The organism is Pseudaeromonas aegiceratis, from assembly GCF_046254905.1.
Taxonomy (GTDB): Bacteria; Pseudomonadota; Gammaproteobacteria; order Enterobacterales; family Aeromonadaceae; genus Pseudaeromonas; species Pseudaeromonas aegiceratis.
Map to the genome: position 1 here is coordinate 575001 of NZ_CP158016.1, position 18586 is coordinate 593586.

Annotated in this window: 14 protein-coding genes, 1 tRNA gene and 2 rRNA genes (1 of these 17 running past the window's edge); 10 read left to right on the top strand and 7 right to left on the bottom strand. The window is 61.6% G+C overall.

The window, feature by feature from the left end; genetic code table 11:
• A 23S ribosomal RNA gene (locus ABHF91_RS02915) occupies window positions 1-2263 on the top strand (it extends 626 nt beyond the left edge of the window).
• A gap of 75 nt (window positions 2264-2338) precedes the next feature.
• Window positions 2339-2453, top strand: a 5S ribosomal RNA gene (rrf, locus tag ABHF91_RS02920).
• Window positions 2454-2508: 55 nt separating this feature from the next.
• Here the strand turns inward: rrf and ABHF91_RS02925 are convergent.
• From ABHF91_RS02925 to pyrB, 4 genes are all read right to left on the bottom strand, one after another.
• Window positions 2509-2883: a CopG family transcriptional regulator gene (locus ABHF91_RS02925; RefSeq protein ID WP_409421980.1), complete on the bottom strand. Its 375-nt coding sequence runs from the start codon at window positions 2881-2883 to the stop codon at window positions 2509-2511.
• A 13-nt stretch (window positions 2884-2896) separates the two neighbouring features.
• Window positions 2897-3535 carry an AAA family ATPase gene (locus tag ABHF91_RS02930; protein WP_409421981.1) on the bottom strand — a complete coding sequence of 213 codons (639 nt, stop codon included), beginning with the start codon at window positions 3533-3535 and terminating at the stop codon, window positions 2897-2899.
• Window positions 3536-3650: 115 nt separating this feature from the next.
• A complete protein-coding gene (gene pyrI, locus ABHF91_RS02935; RefSeq protein ID WP_409421982.1) occupies window positions 3651-4115 on the bottom strand; it encodes an aspartate carbamoyltransferase regulatory subunit in 465 nt (154 codons plus the stop codon).
• Between the two features lie 10 nt (window positions 4116-4125).
• Window positions 4126-5049, bottom strand: a complete 924-nt coding sequence (gene pyrB / locus ABHF91_RS02940; RefSeq protein WP_409421983.1) for an aspartate carbamoyltransferase — start codon at window positions 5047-5049, stop codon at window positions 4126-4128.
• A 351-nt stretch (window positions 5050-5400) separates the two neighbouring features.
• Between pyrB and ABHF91_RS02945 the strand changes: the two genes are divergently transcribed.
• A tRNA-Trp gene (locus ABHF91_RS02945) sits at window positions 5401-5477 on the top strand.
• A 73-nt stretch (window positions 5478-5550) separates the two neighbouring features.
• Here the strand turns inward: ABHF91_RS02945 and viaA are convergent.
• On the bottom strand, window positions 5551-6993 hold the full coding sequence (gene viaA / locus ABHF91_RS02950; RefSeq protein WP_409421984.1) for an ATPase RavA stimulator ViaA: 1443 nt from the start codon (window positions 6991-6993) through the stop codon (window positions 5551-5553).
• Window positions 6986-8605 carry an ATPase RavA domain-containing protein gene (locus ABHF91_RS02955; protein WP_409421985.1) on the bottom strand — a complete coding sequence of 540 codons (1620 nt, stop codon included), beginning with the start codon at window positions 8603-8605 and terminating at the stop codon, window positions 6986-6988. Before ABHF91_RS02955 ends, viaA begins: the two co-directional genes overlap by 8 nt.
• Before the next feature lie 200 nt (window positions 8606-8805).
• Here ABHF91_RS02955 and ABHF91_RS02960 point away from each other — a divergent pair, with 200 nt between their 5' ends.
• The 3 genes from ABHF91_RS02960 to ABHF91_RS02970 are packed head-to-tail and all read left to right on the top strand — an operon-like array spanning window position 8806 to window position 10461.
• Complete coding sequence (locus ABHF91_RS02960; RefSeq protein ID WP_409421986.1) at window positions 8806-9156, top strand: hypothetical protein; 351 nt, start codon at window positions 8806-8808, stop codon at window positions 9154-9156.
• Window positions 9149-9601, top strand: coding sequence for a ribosomal protein S18-alanine N-acetyltransferase (rimI, locus tag ABHF91_RS02965; RefSeq protein ID WP_409421987.1), 453 nt, complete (start codon window positions 9149-9151; stop codon window positions 9599-9601). Before ABHF91_RS02960 ends, rimI begins: the two co-directional genes overlap by 8 nt.
• Window positions 9598-10461, top strand: coding sequence for a M23 family metallopeptidase (locus ABHF91_RS02970; RefSeq protein ID WP_409421988.1), 864 nt, complete (start codon window positions 9598-9600; stop codon window positions 10459-10461). The genes rimI and ABHF91_RS02970 overlap by 4 nt, the downstream gene beginning before the upstream one ends.
• Here the strand turns inward: ABHF91_RS02970 and ABHF91_RS02975 are convergent.
• The gene (locus ABHF91_RS02975; RefSeq protein WP_409421989.1) at window positions 10437-10979 is read right to left on the bottom strand and encodes a thioredoxin family protein; all 543 of its coding nucleotides are present in this window, start codon (window positions 10977-10979) and stop codon (window positions 10437-10439) included. The two genes, ABHF91_RS02970 and ABHF91_RS02975, sit on opposite strands and share 25 nt — an antisense overlap.
• Window positions 10980-11220: 241 nt before the next feature.
• On the opposite strand from ABHF91_RS02975, the gene ABHF91_RS02980 reads away from it, so the two are divergent.
• The 4 genes from ABHF91_RS02980 (at window position 11221) to ABHF91_RS02995 (ending at window position 18555) form a co-directional block, all read left to right on the top strand.
• Entirely contained in the window at window positions 11221-13011 is a 1791-nt protein-coding gene (locus ABHF91_RS02980; RefSeq protein WP_409421990.1) for an AMP-dependent synthetase/ligase, read from the top strand.
• Between the two features lie 473 nt (window positions 13012-13484).
• Window positions 13485-15014, top strand: coding sequence for a Re/Si-specific NAD(P)(+) transhydrogenase subunit alpha (gene pntA / locus ABHF91_RS02985; RefSeq protein ID WP_409421991.1), 1530 nt, complete (start codon window positions 13485-13487; stop codon window positions 15012-15014).
• 12 nt (window positions 15015-15026) lie between these two features.
• Window positions 15027-16517 carry a Re/Si-specific NAD(P)(+) transhydrogenase subunit beta gene (gene pntB, locus ABHF91_RS02990; protein WP_409421992.1) on the top strand — a complete coding sequence of 497 codons (1491 nt, stop codon included), beginning with the start codon at window positions 15027-15029 and terminating at the stop codon, window positions 16515-16517.
• A gap of 175 nt (window positions 16518-16692) precedes the next feature.
• Window positions 16693-18555 carry a methyl-accepting chemotaxis protein gene (locus ABHF91_RS02995; protein ID WP_409421993.1) on the top strand — a complete coding sequence of 621 codons (1863 nt, stop codon included), beginning with the start codon at window positions 16693-16695 and terminating at the stop codon, window positions 18553-18555.
• The last annotated feature ends 31 nt before the right edge of the window (window positions 18556-18586 follow it).

The following is an 18586-nucleotide window of genomic DNA, read 5'->3' on the forward strand; positions in this document are numbered from 1 at the left end:
GTCTTAACTGGGCGACTAGTCGCTGGGAGTAGACCCGAAACCGGGTGATCTAGCCATGGGCAGGTTGAAGGTGCCGTAACAGGTACTGGAGGACCGAACCCACTAACGTTGCAAAGTTAGGGGATGACTTGTGGCTAGGGGTGAAAGGCCAATCAAACTCGGTGATAGCTGGTTCTCCCCGAAAGCTATTTAGGTAGCGCCTCGGACGAATACTACTGGGGGTAGAGCACTGTTTGGACTAGGGGGTCATCCCGACTTACCAACTCCATGCAAACTCCGAATACCAGTAAGTACTATCCGGGAGACACACGGCGGGTGCTAACGTCCGTCGTGAAGAGGGAAACAACCCAGACCGCCGGCTAAGGTCCCAAAGTTCTGGTTAAGTGGGAAACGATGTGGGAAGGCTCAGACAGCTAGGATGTTGGCTTAGAAGCAGCCATCATTTAAAGAAAGCGTAATAGCTCACTAGTCGAGTCGGCCTGCGCGGAAGATGTAACGGGGCTCAAACCAGGCACCGAAGCCGCGGATTCAATCAATAGATTGAGTGGTAGGGGAGCGTTCTGTAAGTCTGCGAAGGTGTGTCGTAAGGCATGCTGGAGATATCAGAAGTGCGAATGCTGACGTAAGTAACGATAAAGGGGGTGAAAAGCCTCCTCGCCGGAAGACCAAGGGTTCCTGTCCAACGTTAATCGGGGCAGGGTGAGTCGGCCCCTAAGGCGAGGCTGAAAAGCGTAGTCGATGGGAAGCGGGTTAATATTCCCGTACTGGCTGTAACTGCGATGGGGGGACGGAGAAGGCTAAGCAAGCCAGGCGTTGGTTGTCCTGGTGAAAGGCGGTAGGCAGTGTATCCAGGCAAATCCGGAGACACAATGTCGAGACCCGAGACGAACCATCTACGGATGGGAAGTTGCTGATGCCACGCTTCCAGGAAAAGCCTCTAAGCTTCAGGTTACAGACAACCGTACCCCAAACCGACACAGGTGGTCGGGTAGAGAATACCAAGGCGCTTGAGAGAACTCGGGTGAAGGAACTAGGCAAAATAGTACCGTAACTTCGGGAGAAGGTACGCTGTTGTTGGTGAAGTGACTTGCTCACAGAGCTGATGGCAGCCGCAGTGACCAGGTGGCTGGGACTGTTTAACAAAAACACAGCACTCTGCAAACACGAAAGTGGACGTATAGGGTGTGACACCTGCCCGGTGCCGGAAGGTTAATTGATGGGGTTAGCGCAAGCGAAGCTCTTGATCGAAGCCCCGGTAAACGGCGGCCGTAACTATAACGGTCCTAAGGTAGCGAAATTCCTTGTCGGGTAAGTTCCGACCTGCACGAATGGTGTAACCATGGCCACGCTGTCTCCACCCGAGACTCAGTGAAATCGAAATCGCTGTGAAGATGCAGTGTACCCGCGGCTAGACGGAAAGACCCCGTGAACCTTTACTACAGCTTGACACTGAACATTGAACCTACTTGTGTAGGATAGGTGGGAGGCTTAGAAGCGATGACGCTAGTTGTCGTGGAGCCGACCTTGAAATACCACCCTGGTATGTTTGATGTTCTAACTTGGCCCCGTTATCCGGGGTGAGGACAGTGTCTGGTGGGTAGTTTGACTGGGGCGGTCTCCTCCCAAAGAGTAACGGAGGAGCACGAAGGTTGGCTAATCCTGGTCGGACATCAGGAGGTTAGTGCAATGGCATAAGCCAGCTTAACTGCGAGACGGACAGGTCGAGCAGGTGCGAAAGCAGGTCATAGTGATCCGGTGGTTCTGAATGGAAGGGCCATCGCTCAACGGATAAAAGGTACTCCGGGGATAACAGGCTGATACCGCCCAAGAGTTCATATCGACGGCGGTGTTTGGCACCTCGATGTCGGCTCATCACATCCTGGGGCTGAAGTTGGTCCCAAGGGTATGGCTGTTCGCCATTTAAAGTGGTACGCGAGCTGGGTTCAGAACGTCGTGAGACAGTTCGGTCCCTATCTGCCGTGGGCGTTGGATGATTGAAGGGAGTTGCTCCTAGTACGAGAGGACCGGAGTGAACGAACCTCTGGTGTTCGGGTTGTCATGCCAATGGCACTGCCCGGTAGCTAAGTTCGGAATCGATAACCGCTGAAAGCATCTAAGCGGGAAGCGAGCCCTGAGATGAGTCATCCCTGAGGTCTTGAACCTCCTAAAGGGCCGTCGAAGACTACGACGTTGATAGGTGGGGTGTGGAAGCGCAGTGATGCGTGGAGCTAACCCATACTAATTACCCGTGAGGCTTAACCATACAACACCCAAGAGGTCTTAGACCTTGTAGCAGTGTTAGTAGAACAGAATTCAGCTTTTCGGATTACGATTTATGCTTGGCGGCAATAGCGCAGTGGACCCACCTGTTCCCATGCCGAACACAGAAGTGAAACGCTGTAGCGCCGATGGTAGTGTGGCATTCGCCATGTGAGAGTAGGACACCGCCAGGCACCCAATACGAAGTAAAAAGGCCTCCCGTTTTCGGGGGGCCTTTTTGTTTTTGGTTTATTTAATATGCTCGCCGAATAGGCGCTGTAGTCGGTCGTAGATGAGATCGCGCTCTTCCGGCGGCAGGTGATAGAAGTAGTGCGTGAAGAGTCGCAGTAGTTGAGATTTCTTCATGCCATCCCGGATGGCGATGTCAGCGAGTTGGTCAATTGAATCCAGCGACATGGAGTAGGTGGCTTTCTTATAGACGGGTTTGCTTGCTTCGCCTTCTTGCGGATGGATTGGCAGGGAGGCTTGATGCAAGCGCCGCTCCGGGCTGACCAGCCTGGGTTGGCCAAGGGCATATAGCTCGGCATCATCAATGAACTCGTCTATGGTCAGCGGTTCAATGGGTGTCTTGTCACGTTTCTTCTTGAGATCCGAAAGCCCCATGTGCAGTACTACCTTATAGGTCCATGAACTCTTTGGCGATGGCCTTGATTTCGGCGGCCGCCTTTCCATCTGGCTCTATTTCTACCACAGAGAGACCGCGTTCCTCGCTGTCATCATACACGTTGCGGCTGTAAATGATGGAGTCCAGGACAGGTACGCAGAATGATTCACAAACATCCTTGGCATCTAAGATGCGTTTGGCCTGGTTGGGCAGCGCCGGACATTGCGTCATCACCACGGCGGCTTTGAGCGTGGGGTTTACCATCTTGCAGGTGCTGATGATGTCTTCCATATGCGGTAGCGTCTTGAGATCTCGGCGTTTGGGGCGCAAGGGGATCAGGGCATGGCTGGCTACCGCCATGGTGGAGCGCAGGGCGCGGTTATCTTGTCCACCACAGTCCACCACCACAAAGTCGTAGCGATTCTTCAGGCTTAAAAGATCCTCACGAATGTTCCCGTAGAGCTGTACGCAGTTGAGTTGGGGCAGGCTGGTATCCTTACGCTCCTGTATCCAGTCAGAGCTGGTGCGTTGCGGGTCACAATCCACTAGCAACACCTCGCTCTGATACTGAATCTTGAAGTACACGGCCAGGTTTTGCGCCAGGCAGCTCTTGCCACTACCACCTTTCTCTCCACCAACGAGCAATATCATGCACCACCCCTTCTGATTCCATGCCGGACGGGTCGTTTCGTGTGTTCAGTATAGAAATAAATAGTCGAGAGGGCGGGGCTTGGGGGGAAAAAGGGGGGCAAGGGCCCCCCTTTGCTTAGAAATGTGCGCTAACAATCTCTTTGGTGAAGGATTTTTCACAGTACTTGCACTTCATCCGGACCTCCTCCCGCACGGCTCGGATCCGGAAACTGCTGCGTACCGGTTCCTTGTGGCTGATGCAATTGGAGTTGGGGCAGTCAAATACCCCTTCAACCGTTTCCGGCAACTGCAGCTGCAGTTTACGCACCACCTTGAAGTCTTCGATGATGTTGACGGTGGCGTTGGGTGCAAACAGGGCCAGCTGATTGGCCTGATCGTCGGTGAGACGGCTGTTTTCCACCTTGATCAAATCCTTGCCGCCCAGGGCCGCAGAGGGCAGGTTGAGACCGACCGTGATCCGCTCACGGGTTTCCAACAGGTGGAAGAGTTTGAGGATCTTGATCCCCTGGCCGGCCGGAATATGGTCGATGACGGAACCGTTGCAAATGGCTTCCACCTGCAGTTGTTTCTTCTCGGACATGGTGTGCTCCTTATACGGTCTCGTTCAATACCAGGGCCAGCAGGGCTTGACGGGCATAGACCCCGTTCTCGGCTTGCTGGAAGTAATAGGCATGGTCTGTGGCATCCACCGCCGTGTCTATCTCGTCGATCCGAGGCAAGGGGTGGAGGATCTTGAGGTTGGGCTTGGCGGTGGCCAACTGGTCACAGGTGAGGACGAATTTGGCGGCGATGTGCCGGTATTCGGACTCCTCGAAGCGCTCCTTCTGCACCCGGGTCATGTAGAGGATGTCCAACTGGGGCATGATCTCTTCCAGGCTGTCGTGCACGCTGTAACCGATGCCCTTTTCATCCAGCTCTTCACAGATGTAATCCGGCATGGCCAGGGCATCCGGTGCCACGAAATAGAAGTGGGCGCCAAACAGACTGAGGGCCTGGGCCAGAGAGTGCACCGTGCGCCCGTACTTGAGATCCCCGACGAAGGCCAGGTGCAACTTGTCCAGGCGGCCCTGGGTTTCGAAGATGGTGAACAGATCCAGCAGCGTCTGGGTGGGGTGCTGGTTTGAGCCGTCGCCGGCGTTGATTACCGGTACGGAGGAAAACTCGGCGGCCAGGCGGGCGGCCCCTTCCTGGGGATGGCGAATGACGAAGGCGTCCGTGTAGGAGGTGATGACCCGTACCGAGTCGGCCAGGGTTTCGCCCTTCTTGGCCAATGAGGTGTTGCCCGCATCGGCGAAGCCGATGATATTCCCCCCCAGTCGCTGGACGGCGGTTTCGAACGAGAGGCGGGTGCGGGTCGAGGCCTCGAAGAAGCAGCTGGCCACCAGCTTGTGCTGCAGCAGATCATGACGGGGGTCGGCCTTGAGGCGGCTGGCAGTTTCCACCACCAGCTCCAGCTCGTCCCGGCTCAGGTCGGAGATGGAGATGATGTGTTTTTTGTAGAGGGGGTTGGCCATGGTCAGGTGTCCCTATGCCTGGGTGGAATGAGCAACAAAAAGCCCCTTGATAGGGGCTTTTTCCGAAAAGGGTCGGCCAGCAAGCGTAGCGGCAACACGCATGACGCAGGGGCGCAGAGCCTGGGGGCGATGCGCAAACTGGGGCATGGTGCTTCTCCTCACGATGGCTGATGGCTGCGGATTATAGAGCAAGCCGCCCGGCATGTTAACGGTTGCCTTCAGTTAGGCGCCGTGGCTCGCAAAATGAGATGTCTGCCACTTTGCGGCTATTTGTTGCGCGATCGAATCAAAGCGGCCGAAAAAGGCCTTTACCTTTGAGGACCAGTTTGTATAATTCGCCTCGTTTGCTGCAGGGGCGTAGTTCGAATTGGTAGAACAGCGGTCTCCAAAACCGATGGTTGGGGGTTCGAGTCCCTCCGCCCCTGCCAGATTAGAGAAGGCCGATAACCTAGGTTATCGGCCTTTTTGCATTGGCATTTTGTCATCGACGCCGTGGCGTGATCAGTGCAGGCGCCGCAGCAGACGGCCGCCCAGGCTGGTGTCGAAGCGCCACACCTGATCGAAGATCTTCATCAGGGCCGGCTTGCCATGGCGGGACAGGCAGACGCCGTTGAAGCGGTTGCCCTGTTGCTTCTGCTGGGCCACCAGGGCGCGAGTGTCGTCGGGCAGACGCTGGGCGATGAAGTCGGAGATGACGATGGCATCGGCGTTGCTGTAACGGCTGTGGGCCATCTCATTGAGCACCTTGTCCATGCAGGGTGCCAGATCCGTACCGCCCTTGAAGCTGCGACCGAGGAAGTTGACAGCCTCCTGCAGGCCGGCGGGGCCGGTCAGGTGATAGCTCAGCACCTCGGTGGAGAACAGCATGATGATGCACTCCCGCTCCTCCTGCAGCGCGATGCGCAGCAAGCCCATGCACAGGGCCTTGGCGGATTGCTCCGGGTAACCGCTCATGGAGCCGGAGGTGTCGATACAGACGATGAAGGGCCCCTTGGGTTCCTGATGTTCGCCCTGACTGCGACGGATCACTCGCGCCGGTTGGGGTTGGCTGGCCTGGCCGCTGTACTGATAGTTGAGCAGACGGCGCTCGATCAGGTGCTGGTAGAACAGGGTCTCCAGCTCGGGGGTGCTGAGCAGCAGGGTTTCGCTGGGGACCAGGCGGGTCAGCTGATTGTCCTGATAGATGCCCACCAGATCGTCGGGCATCTGCTCCTGCTGTTCCAGAGCCATGATCTCGGTGTCCACCAGGGCGTATTTTTCCTGGTGCTGACTGTCATCCCGGGCACAGCGGCCCAGCTCATCGGCGATCTTCTTCAGATCCGGGTTATTTTGCAGCAGGCGGGCATAGTGACGGAGCAGGCGGCTGTCACCGCGGCTCAGGCGGGCCCGGCTGAGATCCCAGAGGCGGCCGGGTTGCTGCAGCTGCAGCTCGTCCGCCACCTCCTCGCTGATCTTCATGCGGTTTTCCAGCTCGTCCAACAGGCGTTCCCGCTCCCGATCTGCCAGGGTCATGGCCAGCTGCATCACCCGCAGCACCAGGTGGGAGCGCCAGCGCTCCAAGAACAGATCCTGGCGATTGGCGGGGCTGGACTCCTGCAGCCGCGCCAGCAGGGCCGGGGCATGGTCCAGGAAGCCGCTGACGCCCTCCAGCTTGCCCAGCAGGCGGGGCAGCAGGGTATCGAAGGCGTCCGGATTGGCGCGGCGCGCCTCCATATACAGCTCGAACTCCCGGGCCAGCTCAGGCGGCAAGGGTTCCCCCTGCAGCAGATCCTGCAGACCCCGGCTCCAGTTATCCAGGTGGTTTTGCAGGTGGGCCTTCAGGCGGCTGTTGCCCTTGAGCAGGCCCACCATCTGGGGGGCGGCCATGACGCCGCTGAGCATCTCCTTGATCAGCTCGCCCTCATTGAGGCTGAGCAGCATGGCCACACTTTGCACATCAAGCATGTTCTGCCTCCTGGGCCAAGCTCACCAGCTCCTGGCGCTGCTGTTGCAACTGCTGTTGCAGTGTCTCGGCCTGTTCCACCAGGGCCAGCAGGCTCTCTTCCACCTGGCGCAACCAGCTCTGCTCCAAAAACAGGTGCGGGCACTGGGCGGCAAAGCTGCGGCGCTGATTGAGCAGGGCCTGCTGCTGCTGGCCCAGAGCCTGCAGCAGCCCGTCGAGCTGTTCGGTCTGCCGTTGGCGCAGCCAGCCGGGGATGCCTTCGGCCTTGGGCAGGGCCACCAGTATGGCCTGGTGCCGTTCGTCCCGGGCGATGAGGCGGCCTTCGCTGTCCACGTCCAGCAGCAGGCTGCTGCGCTGTTCCCGTTCGTTGAAGCGGGCGCGGATGGGGCCGCCCTTGCGTTGCCACTGCAACCACTGCTGGCGATCCACCTCGGCCCACAGGGTGGGGTGGTCCGGCTGGGCGTTGTCCAGGCAGCAGGGTTGCAGGAACAGCAGACGCAGGGTCAGGGGCAGCTCCTTGAGGCCCAGCTGTTTGGCGTCCAGCCGCCAGCCGCCTTCCTTGCGGGGCAGCCAGCTGCGGCCTGGGGTGAGCTTGCAGGCCAGCTCCCTCACCCAGTCCCGTTGCAGCCGCTCGAGATCATTTTGCAGCCGCTGCAGGGCGAACTGTATCTTGTCCTGCCCGAAGGCCTGGCGGCGGGCGAACTCCAGCATCAGCTTGTTGACCTGCTCCTTGCTGGCCAGGTCATGCCACAGGCAGTCCTTGAGCAGCAGCAGATCCAGACCGCCAATCTGGCTGCGGCCGTTGAAGAAGGCGCTGGCCTGCAGCAGGCGTACCGCTTTCTTCCAGCGGCGATCCGAGACGTAGACCCCTTCGGTCTGGCTATCACCCACCAGTTGGGCCAGCTGCTCGCGGAAGCGATACAACTGTTCGAATACGCTATCGGGCAAGGCGACTTGCGTCAGGGCTTGTTGCCACTGCTGGTATTCGTCCTGGCTGATCTTGAGCTTGGCGTCCACCGGATCGGCCTGGGTGTCCTGGCGGCTGGTGAGCATGGCGCGGAAGTTCTGCTTCTCCTGGATGCGATCCAGCCAGACCCGGAACAGCAGGCGGTCGTAGAGGGCCTCCAGGCCACTGTCGGCCTGGGGCAGCTCGTTGGAGGCCGCCACCAGCAGGCGCATGGGCACCGGCACCTCCCGCACGCCGTTACGGTAGCGGCGTTCGTTGATCACGGTGAGCAGGGTATTGAGGATGGCGGGACCGGCCTTCCAGATCTCATCCAGAAACACCACCTCGGCCTCGGGCAGGTAGCCCTGGGTCAGGCGTTCGTACTTGCCCTCGTCTTTGAGGGCCTGGATGGACAGGGGGCCGAACACCTCGTCCGGGGTGGAGAAGCGGGTCATCAGGTATTCGAAGGCGCGACTCTGGTCGAAGGCATGGATCAGGCGACGGGCGATCAGGCTCTTGGCGATGCCGGGGGGGCCCAGCATGAAGACGCTCTCGCCGGCCAGGGCGGCCAGCAGGCACAGGCGCACCACATCCTTACGTTCATACAGGCCCTGGGCCAGGGCATCCAGCAGCCTGCCAATTCGATCCGGTAAGGGGTTTACACTCATGCCTGCCTCGAAGGAGAGATGACCAAATTGTGAACTGATTCACGAAAGCTCCTATTGTTGTGATTACCATCACAAAGGCAAGGTTTTTTTATCATCAGCGCCGTTTGGCATCCTGGATAAACCGCGAGTTTTCCGTGTCTTGTGGTGGTATTTGCCGGCCGGGTTTGCTATTTATGCCCCGTTTTTCCAAGGGGCAGACGATGGATCCATCTAGACGACAACGACTCACCGAGATGGGGTTGACCGACTGGCAACTGCGCCATCCCGCGCGGCTGGCCATGGGGCCGCAGGCGGCCGAGGACACCAAGGCCATGCCGGGCGCGCCGCACCTCTGGATCAAGGGCCCTGTGCCGGCTTGGGTCATGGATCTGTGCCTGGCCTTTGGGCTGGCGCCGGCGGCCTGGTCCCCTTGGCAAGCCGGCGCCGATCCGGGCTGGAGCCTGTGCACCGCCGACGAGCAGGACGCGGACTGTGCCCTGCACTGCCCGCTGCCGGCGGATGGCGCCGCCAAGCGGCGGCTGTGGCAGGCCTGGTGCCAACGGCATGCTTGAGTTGCGCCCCTTATCGCCGGCAGATCTGCCGGCCATGCTGCTCATCGAGCAGGCGGCCTATGATCACCCTTGGAGCGAATCCCTGCTGGCCTCCTGCTTTGGCGAGCGCTACCTGGGGGGCGGCGCCTGGCAGCAGGACGCCCTGGTGGGCTATTACCTGGCGGACTGGTTGCTGGATGAAAGCACCCTGATGAACCTCTGCCTGCGGCCGGACTGCCGCGGCCGGGGCTGGGGGCGGACCCTGCTGGATGACTACCTGGCGCGCAGTACTGCGCTGGGCTGTCGGCACTGGTGGCTGGAGGTGCGCCGCAGCAATCGCACGGCACAAGGGCTCTACCTGTCTGCCGGTTATCACGAGGTCGGCTGCCGCAGGAATTACTATCCCACCGTCACCGGGCGGGAGGATGCTCTGCTGATGGGTCGCACGCTGGATCCTGGGGCGTGAGAGGCTGGCTCTGGCTGGCCTTGCTGGCCTGGCCGCTGCAGGCCGCCGTGTTTAAGTATGTGGACGAGCAGGGGGTCATCAATTACACCGACGATGCCGCCCGCGCCTCACCCTTTTCGCCCGAGGAGCTGGACGAGTTCGATCCCGATCCGGACAAGGTCAAGCTCCGCTATACCGCCAGCGGCAACCTCTATGTCATCAACGAACTCACGGCCCCCGTCACCGTCACCCTGCAGCTGGATCGGTCCCAGGGGGTGACCAGCAGCCAGGATCTCGCTCGCCCCATCCTGGTGGCGGGACACAGCGAACGCTTCGTGGCCCAGGTGGCCTATCGGGGGGCTGGGCGGCTGGGGATCAGTCATCAGTTTGTGCTGGGAGCACCGAGTCGGGTGACCCGGGCCCGGTTGCGGCCACCGTTTGCCGGTCGCTTCCGGGTCTCCCAGGGCTTCGACGGCGGCTACAGCCATCATCTGCCGGGCAACCGTTACGCCATCGATCTGGCCATGCCGGAGGGCACGCCTGTGCTGGCGGCCCAGGCGGGGGTGGTGGTGGAGTTTGTCGACAGTCATGTGGGCCACAGCCAGGATCCGGCCCTGCGGGCCCGCACCAACTACCTGCGGCTGTTGCACCCGGACGGTACCCTGACCCTCTATGCCCACCTGCAGCCCCATTCGGTGCGGGTGCAGCTGGGGCAATCGGTGGCGGCAGGCAGCTGGCTGGCCAACTCGGGCAACACAGGGTTCAGCACAGGCCCCCATCTGCACTTTGCCGTGCAGCGCAACGACGGCCAGCGCCTGGTGGCCATTCCCTTTACCCTGGATGGCCAGGTGCCCACTCAGGGGGACTGGGTGGGCGGCTGAATCTGCTGCAGGGTGCGCTCTATGGCCAGATCCAGGCTGGCCACCGACAGGGGCATCTTGTTGCCCTGAGTACCGGGCTGGCCCGGCACCCAGATGTGGGACAGCTCGGGGTTCAGGTGCAGGGGGTAGGCTTTCTCGCCGGGTTCCGTCTCCAGGAACAGGGCCGGCAGTTTCAGATCCCGACCGTAACGGGCCGCCAGCTGGGCGGTGGCGCTGTTGGCGCTGATATCCAGGCGCACCAGGATCAGATCGCCCACCACAGTCTCCAGATGGGGATCCTTGAGCAGATTTTGCTCCAGCAGCTCGCAGCGCCGACAGCGGCGGCGCTCGATCAGCAGCAGTATGGGTTGGCCGCTCTGGCGGGATAGGCTGGCCGCCTGCTGGTAGCCTTCCAGGTTGTAGTGCCAGGGCAGCGGATGCTGCCAGGGCCAGCGGTCGATCAGCACGAAATACATGATCAGCAGCAGGGCGCTGGCGGCCAGACCCAGCAACAGGCCTAGGGTGATCTTCTTGAACAAGGTGTCTCGTCCTCCAGAGGGGGTCGCTTGGCTATTGTGCGCGACTGCACGGCCTTGTCCACTGTTTCGCAGCCCTCTTTTTGCCGCGAATTTGTGCCGTGGCGCACTAAGCTAACACTTGTAAGCTCAAATTCCTGTGGGTAGACTGCGCCCATTCTCGCCTCCATATCGGCTAATTAGTACTCAAAAGAAGTCATCTTGGCAGATGAATTGACGCCGTCACGGCGGAAGGAACATATCGATGCATAAGCTTCATTATCTTCAGGTCATCCGGAAGCGTATCGAGGGAATGAATGACCGGCCTGCCCTGCGCGGGCAGCACAACGGCCAATGGCAGGACGTCAGCTGGCGTCAGCTGGGCCAACAGATGGATATCATAGCCCAGGGCCTGATGGCGCTGGGCCATGGGGAAGGGGACCGGGTGGGCATACTGTCCCCCAATCAGGTGGCCTGGACCCTGGCGGATCTGGGTATCCTGGCCGCCCGCGGGGTGACTGTGCCCCTGTATGCCACCAACACCCTGGCCCAGAGCCAGTATGTGCTCAAGGATGCCGGCATCCGCATCCTGCTGGTCGGTGATAAAGAGCAGTTTGCCAACGCCTGTCAGCTGCTGGCGCAGGGTGAGCTGTCTCATCTGATCTGGTTGGGCGACCGTCTGCCCCAGCCCTGCGGCGACGCGCGTATCCTGACCCTGCCGCAGCTGCTGAGCCGGGGGGACGATGCCGCCCTGGCCCAGGCGCGTGCCGAGCGAGAGGCGCGGATGGATCTGTCCGATCTCTTCACCCTGGTCTACACCTCAGGCACCACAGGGGAGCCCAAGGGGGTCATGCTGGACTTTGCCAACCTGGCCGCCGCCATGGAGCAGCACCACCGCCGGGTGGCGCTCAACGCCGAGGATGTCTCCTTGTGCATGCTGCCCCTGAGCCACATCTATGAGCGGGGCTGGAGCTTCTACATGCTCTACTGCGGCGTGCTGAACGTCTACATGAGCGATCCCCGTCAGGTGATGCAGGTGCTGAACGAGGTCAAGCCGACCTTGATGTGCGCCGTGCCGCGCATCTACGAGAAGGTCTACGCCCAGATCCAGGCCAAGGTGGCGGCGGCCCCCGCCTGGCGGCGTGCCCTGTTCGCCTGGGGCTGCCGGCTGGGGGCCAAGGTGGTGGCCCGGCGTCAGGCCCGGGAACGGTTGCCCCTGTGGCTGAGCCTGAGCCATGGCCTGGTCGATCGGCTGATCTTTCGTCCCATCCGCGCCCGCTTCGGTGGTCGCATCCGCATGCTGCCCATCGGTGGCGCCCGGCTGGCGGATGAGGTAAACCGCTTCTTCCTGGGGGCGGGGTTTCCCATCAAGTACGGTTACGGCATGACCGAGACCCTGGCCACCGTCTCCTGCTGGGAAGACGACAGCCTGCCGTTGGGCAGCACGGGGCGGCCCATGCCGGGGCTGCAGATACGCCTGGGACCGGATAGCGAGATCCAGGTGAAGGGCCCCACCATGATGCGGGGCTACTTCAACAAGCCGGAAGCCACCGCCGAGGCCTTCACCGAGGACGGCTACCTGCGCACCGGCGACGCCGGCTACCTGGACGTGGGGGGCAACCTGGTGTTCACCGAGCGGCTCAAGGAGCTTATGAAGACCTCCACCGGCAAGTACGTGGCCCCTCAGCTGGTGGAGGGGACCCTGGGCAAGGATCGCTTCATCGAGCAGATCGCCATCATTGCCGACGCCCGCCACTATGTGTCGGCCCTGATCGTGCCCTGCTTCCAGTCGTTGGAGGAGTACGCCCGCAGCATAGGGGTCTCGTACCAGAACAAGGCGGAGCTGCTGGCCAACCTCAAGGTGAAGGCCTTCTTCGAGCAGCGCATCAACGAGCTGCAGCAGGGGCTGGCCAAGTTCGAGCAGGTGAAGGCCTTCACCCTGCTGCCCCGCCCCTTCGCCATGGAGAAGGGCGAGCTGACCCCCACCCTGAAGCTCAGGCGCAAGGTGATCGAGCAGGCGTTCCACCTGGAGATCGAGGCCATGTACGCCAAGTGAGGCTTGGGCCCGCGGCTTTGCCTCAAACAGGCAAGAGAATGCCAGGATTGGGCTACCGAGACGGGGGCCGATGGGCGACACTGGCCCCCGGGTTGGCGGCGGTCCCATGGCTAAATGGTTTTAAGCATCGCGCAGTAAAGATCTAAAAGTTATTTGAATGCCCGAATGATTCTAAGTGACCGGCGGGGAAACAGTTGTGTTGTCGCCGGTTGTGGCTAGAGTAGGGGCCTGGCGGCATTTTCACGACGCGGGTCGGATCTTGACTGGTCCGGCCCGAATCGAGTGTTAATAGACCGCAAAATCTGTTACTAATCAGGGTCCAACTCTTACCTGTCAGCCAGGGCTGACCCGGTACGGCCTCATGGGCCGTTTTTTGATTGGTCAATCGTTGATGGATAAGTTTGAGCCGAGCGTGCCCTTGCCGGGGTGGGCCGGCTCCCGTTAGCGACCATTTTCAACCTCAGGGAATAGACATGCAGATTGGAATACCGAGAGAGCGTCTCGTCGGTGAGACCCGGGTGGCAGCCACCCCGGCCACCGTGGAGCAACTGAAGAAACTCGGCTTCGATGTGGCGGTGGAATCCGGGGCTGGCGCGCTGTCCAGCTTTGCCGATGCCGCCTTCGAGGCCGCCGGCGCCCAGGTGGTGGACACCCAAGCCCTGTGGCAATCCCCGCTTATCTATAAGGTCAATGCCCCCACTGACGAAGAGATCGCGCTTCTGCAGGAAGGCACTACCCTGGTGAGCTTCGTCTGGCCGGCGCAGAATCCCGAGCTGGTGGCCAAGCTGGCCGAGCGCAAGATCAACGTGCTGGCCATGGACATGGTGCCGCGCATCTCCCGCGCCCAGGCCCTGGATGCCCTGTCCTCCATGGCCAACATCGGCGGCTACCGGGCCGTCATCGAGGCGGCCCACGAGTTCGGTCGCTTCTTCACCGGTCAGATCACCGCCGCCGGTAAGGTTCCCCCTGCCAAGGTGCTGGTGATCGGCGCCGGGGTGGCCGGTCTGGCCGCCATCGGGGCCGCCGGCTCCCTGGGCGCCATCGTCCGCGCCTTCGACACCCGGCTGGAAGTGGCCGAGCAGATCGAGTCCATGGGGGGCGAGTTCCTCAAGCTGGACTTCGGTGGTGAGGACGGTTCCTCCTCCGACGGTTACGCCAAGGTGATGTCTGAAGAGTTCATCAAGGCTGAGATGGCGCTGTTTGCCGCCCAGGCCAAGGAGGTGGACATCATCATCACCACCGCCCTGATCCCCGGCAAGCCGGCACCCAAGCTGATCACCCGCGAGATGGTGGACAGCATGAAGCCGGGCTCCGTGATCGTGGACATGGCCGCCCAGGCCGGTGGCAACTGCGAATACACGGTACCGGGCCAGCTGCATGTCACCGAGGGTGGCGTGAAGATCATCGGCTACACCGACTTGCCCGGTCGCCTGCCGGCCCAATCCTCCCAGCTGTACGGCACCAACCTGGTGAACCTGTCCAAGCTGCTGTGCAAGGAGAAGGACGGCAACATCAACATCGATTTCGAGGATGTGATCCTGCGCAACATGAGCGTGGTGAGCCAGGGCGAGGTGACCTTCCCGCCGCCGGCCATCAGCGTCTCCGCCGCGCCCAAGGCCGCCCCGGCCGCCGCGCCGGTGAAGGCCGCCCCCAAGGCACCCTCCAAGCTCAAGTATGTGCTGGGGGCATTGGGGCTGGCCGCGTTTGCCTGGGTGGGTCATGTGGCACCGCCTGAGTTCCTCTCCCACTTCACCGTGTTCGTGCTGGCCTGCGTGGTGGGTTACTACGTGGTATGGAACGTCACCCACGCCCTGCACACCCCCTTGATGTCCGTCACCAATGCGGTGTCCGGCATTATCGTGGTGGGGGCCCTGCTGCAGATCGGCAGTGATTCCTGGCTAATCAAGGGGCTGGCCTTCTTCGCCGTGCTGATTGCCACCATCAACATCTCGGGGGGCTTCACCGTGACCCACCGCATGCTCAAGATGTTCCGTAAGGATTAAGGGAGAAACAACATGTCTCATGGATTGGTTACGGCTGCCTATATCATTGCCGCCGTCCTGTTCATTCTCACGCTGGCGGGCCTGTCCAAGCAGGAAACCGCCAAGTACGGCAACTGGTTCGGTATCACTGGTATGGCCATCGCCCTGGTGGCGACCATCGCCAGCCCCAGTGTCGGCGGGGTGATTTACATCCTGGTGGCCATGGTGGTGGGTGCCGCCATCGGTGCCCGTCTGGCCCTCAAGGTCGAGATGACCCAGATGCCGGAACTGGTGGCCGTGCTGCACAGCTTCGTCGGCCTGGCCGCCGTGCTGGTGGGCTTCAACAGCTTCATCGAGCTGCTGCCGGCGGAAACCCCTACCCAGCTGGTGCTGTCCCTGTCCGGCAGCGCCGACGAGATCATGGCCACCGTCAAGGCGGCCGTGGATGCCCTGGGCCAGGAGACCGCCCATAACGGTCACCTGACCGGCGCCATGCTCAACATCCACCTGGTGGAGATCTTCCTGGGCGTGTTCATCGGTGCCGTGACCTTCACCGGCTCCATCGTCGCCTTCGGCAAGCTGCGTGGCATCATCAGCTCCAAGCCGCTGTCCCTGCCCCACAAGCACAAGCTGAACCTGCTGGCCGTGGTGGTTTCCGTGCTGCTGATGATCTACTTCGTCAAGGTAGGCGGCTCCACCCTGGCTCTGCTGCTGATGACCGTCATCGCCCTGGCCTTCGGCTGGCACCTGGTGGCCTCTATCGGTGGCGCCGACATGCCGGTGGTGGTCTCCATGCTGAACTCCTACTCAGGTTGGGCGGCGGCAGCGGCGGGCTTCATGCTCTCCAACGACCTGCTGATCGTCACCGGTGCCCTGGTGGGCTCCTCCGGTGCCATCCTGTCCTACATCATGTGTAAGGCCATGAACCGCTCCTTCATCTCGGTGATTGCCGGTGGTTTCGGTACCGACGGTGTCAGCAGCAGTAGCAGCGAGGAAGTGGGCGAGTACCGCGAGATGAGCACAGACGACGTGGCCGAGCTGCTGAAGGGCTCTTCCTCCGTCATCATTACCCCCGGCTACGGCATGGCGGTGGCTCAGGCCCAGTACCCGGTGGCCGAGATCACCCAGAAGCTGCGTGACAAGGGCATCAAGGTACGCTTCGGCATCCACCCGGTGGCCGGTCGTCTGCCGGGTCACATGAACGTGCTGCTGGCCGAGGCCAAGGTGCCTTACGATATCGTGCTGGAGATGGACGAGATCAACGAGGACTTCGCCGATACCGATACCGTGCTGGTGATCGGTGCCAACGACACCGTCAACCCGGCGGCCATGGAAGATCCGGGCAGCCCCATCGCCGGCATGCCGGTGCTGGAGGTGTGGAAGGCGCAGAACGTGGTGGTGTTCAAGCGCTCCATGAACACCGGCTATGCCGGGGTACAGAACCCGCTGTTCTTCAAGGAAAACTCCTACATGTGCTTCGGCGATGCCAAGGCCACGGTGGATAAGATCCTCAAGGCGCTGTAACAGTCAGCTCCAAGCGAAAACAGGGAGGCCTATGGCCTCCCTGTTTTTTTGCCGGCTAAGGGCGTAACCTTGCGAAGAACCTAATAAAGTTTCTGCGCATTCTGGTCGTTTAGTGACCGGGTGATGTGGGCGCGCGGGCCGGGCCCGTTTTTTACCATATGGACTGGAAATCTCGATGTTGACTCTGAATCTGAAGCGCAAGCTGTTGCTTAGCGTGGGGTTGGCGCTGCTGTGCGTCATCCTGCTGTTGTCTGGCCTGGCCTATCGCGCCCTGCGCGAGCAGGTGATCGACGGCAACTATGCCCATATCGACCGGCTCTCGGCGCGCAGTGCCGCCAGCATAGGCGACTGGCTCAACGCCAAGCGGGCCGCCGTGCAGGCCCTGGCCAGTCAGGGCAAGGTGCGGGATAGTGCCAGCCTCTACCTGGTGCGCCTGGCCAGTGATTTCCAAAGCCTCTACTTTGGCGACGCGCAGGGCGGCATGCTGGATGATGAGCTGGAAGACCCGACCGACTACAGCAACTACGACCCCAGGTCTGAGGACTGGTATCAGGCCGCCCAGGGCAAGTCCGGCGTACAGCTCACCGATCCCTATCTGGATGACACCTACAATCCGCCCGCCGTGGTACTCTCCTTGGTGGAACAAACAGCCGGTGGTGTGCTCGGTGGCGACATCACCACGGCGCGGCTGCAGCAGATCCTGGCGGAGATGAGCCTGCCGGCGGACGGCTTCAGCCTGGTGGTGGATGGCGCAGGCAAGATAGTGGCCTATCGGGATGCCAAGCTGGTGCTGCAGCCCCTGAGCCAGCTGCTCGGCGGCGTGAACCTGCAGTCGAATGCAAGCGAACCCCAAGTGGTGAGCCTAGCCGGCCGCACCAAGCTGCTGTGGCGCAAACCCATTCCCGACACCCACTGGCAGCTGCTGAGCCTAGTGGACCAGGACACCCTGCTGGCCCCCCTCAAACAGCAGCTGCTGCATCAGGCCATCATCACGGCCGTGGTGCTGCTGGTCAGCCTGCTGGCCATAGGTGCCCTGATCGGTGTGCTGATCGCCCCTCTGCGGCGGGTCTCCAGCGCCCTGGCCCATATCGCCGGGGGGGATGGGGATCTGACCCAGCGCATCGCTGTCACCAGCCAGGATGAGGTGGGTGAGCTAGCAGGCAGTTTCAACCAGTTTATCGGCAGCCTGCACAGCCTGATCGGCCAGGTGCGGGATGAGGCAGGGCGCCTGGAAGTCAGTGCCCGCCAGGGGTTGAGTCAGGCGGAAAACAGCCGCAACGAGGTCAAGCGCCAGGAGCAGGAGATCGCCATGGTGGCCACCGCCGTCACCGAAATGACCTCCGCCACCGCCGAGATCGCCCAGCATGCCGAGCTGACCGCCACCGAGGCTCAGGGCTGCAGCCAGAGCGTGCAACAGGGCAGCGTGCTGGTGGACCAGACCCGCCAGTCCATCACCGCCCTGGCGGACGAGGTGGCCCAGGCCACCGGCGTCATAGATGAGCTGGATCTCCATGCCCAGGCCATCTCCGGGGTGCTGACCACCATCACCGCCATTGCCGAGCAGACCAACCTGCTGGCGCTGAACGCCGCCATCGAGGCGGCCCGGGCCGGTGAGCATGGCCGGGGTTTCGCCGTGGTGGCGGACGAGGTGCGGGTGCTCTCCGGTCGTACCCAGAGCGCCACCACAGAGATCCAGGGCACCATAGCCACCCTGCAGCAGAGCACCCGCGCCGCCGTGGCCAGGATGCAGCGCAGCCGTGAGCAGGCCGGCCTCAGCGTGCAGGATGCCGATGCGGCCAGCGCTGCCCTGGCGGGCATCACCCGGGCCATCGAGGTGATCTCCGACATGGCCACCCAGATCGCTACCGCCGCCGAGGAGCAGCATCAGGTCACCGACGAGGTGACGCGCAACATCCACGCCATCAAGGAACTGGCGGATCAGCTGATCCGCCATGCCGGCCAGGGGGAGACCCTGTCCCAGGCCCAGCTGCAGCAGGCCGAGAGCCTGAACGGCCAGGTGGGTCGCTTCCGCCTGTAGGCTGGCGAATAGAAAAAGCGGCAAGCCATCC

What these genes read in the sequence shown, in the direction of transcription:
- ABHF91_RS02925 (WP_409421980.1), bottom strand. Translation starts at nt 2,883, where the DNA reads ATGGGGCTTTCGGATCTCAAGAAGAAACGTGACAAGACACCCATTGAA.
- ABHF91_RS02930 (WP_409421981.1), bottom strand. Translation starts at nt 3,535, where the DNA reads ATGATATTGCTCGTTGGTGGAGAGAAAGGTGGTAGTGGCAAGAGCTGC.
- pyrI (WP_409421982.1), bottom strand. Translation starts at nt 4,115, where the DNA reads ATGTCCGAGAAGAAACAACTGCAGGTGGAAGCCATTTGCAACGGTTCC.
- pyrB (WP_409421983.1), bottom strand. Translation starts at nt 5,049, where the DNA reads ATGGCCAACCCCCTCTACAAAAAACACATCATCTCCATCTCCGACCTG.
- viaA (WP_409421984.1), bottom strand. Translation starts at nt 6,993, where the DNA reads ATGCTTGATGTGCAAAGTGTGGCCATGCTGCTCAGCCTCAATGAGGGC.
- ABHF91_RS02955 (WP_409421985.1), bottom strand. Translation starts at nt 8,605, where the DNA reads ATGAGTGTAAACCCCTTACCGGATCGAATTGGCAGGCTGCTGGATGCC.
- ABHF91_RS02960 (WP_409421986.1), top strand. Translation starts at nt 8,806, where the DNA reads ATGGATCCATCTAGACGACAACGACTCACCGAGATGGGGTTGACCGAC.
- rimI (WP_409421987.1), top strand. Translation starts at nt 9,149, where the DNA reads ATGCTTGAGTTGCGCCCCTTATCGCCGGCAGATCTGCCGGCCATGCTG.
- ABHF91_RS02980 (WP_409421990.1), top strand. Translation starts at nt 11,221, where the DNA reads ATGCATAAGCTTCATTATCTTCAGGTCATCCGGAAGCGTATCGAGGGA.
- pntA (WP_409421991.1), top strand. Translation starts at nt 13,485, where the DNA reads ATGCAGATTGGAATACCGAGAGAGCGTCTCGTCGGTGAGACCCGGGTG.
- pntB (WP_409421992.1), top strand. Translation starts at nt 15,027, where the DNA reads ATGTCTCATGGATTGGTTACGGCTGCCTATATCATTGCCGCCGTCCTG.
- ABHF91_RS02995 (WP_409421993.1), top strand. Translation starts at nt 16,693, where the DNA reads ATGTTGACTCTGAATCTGAAGCGCAAGCTGTTGCTTAGCGTGGGGTTG.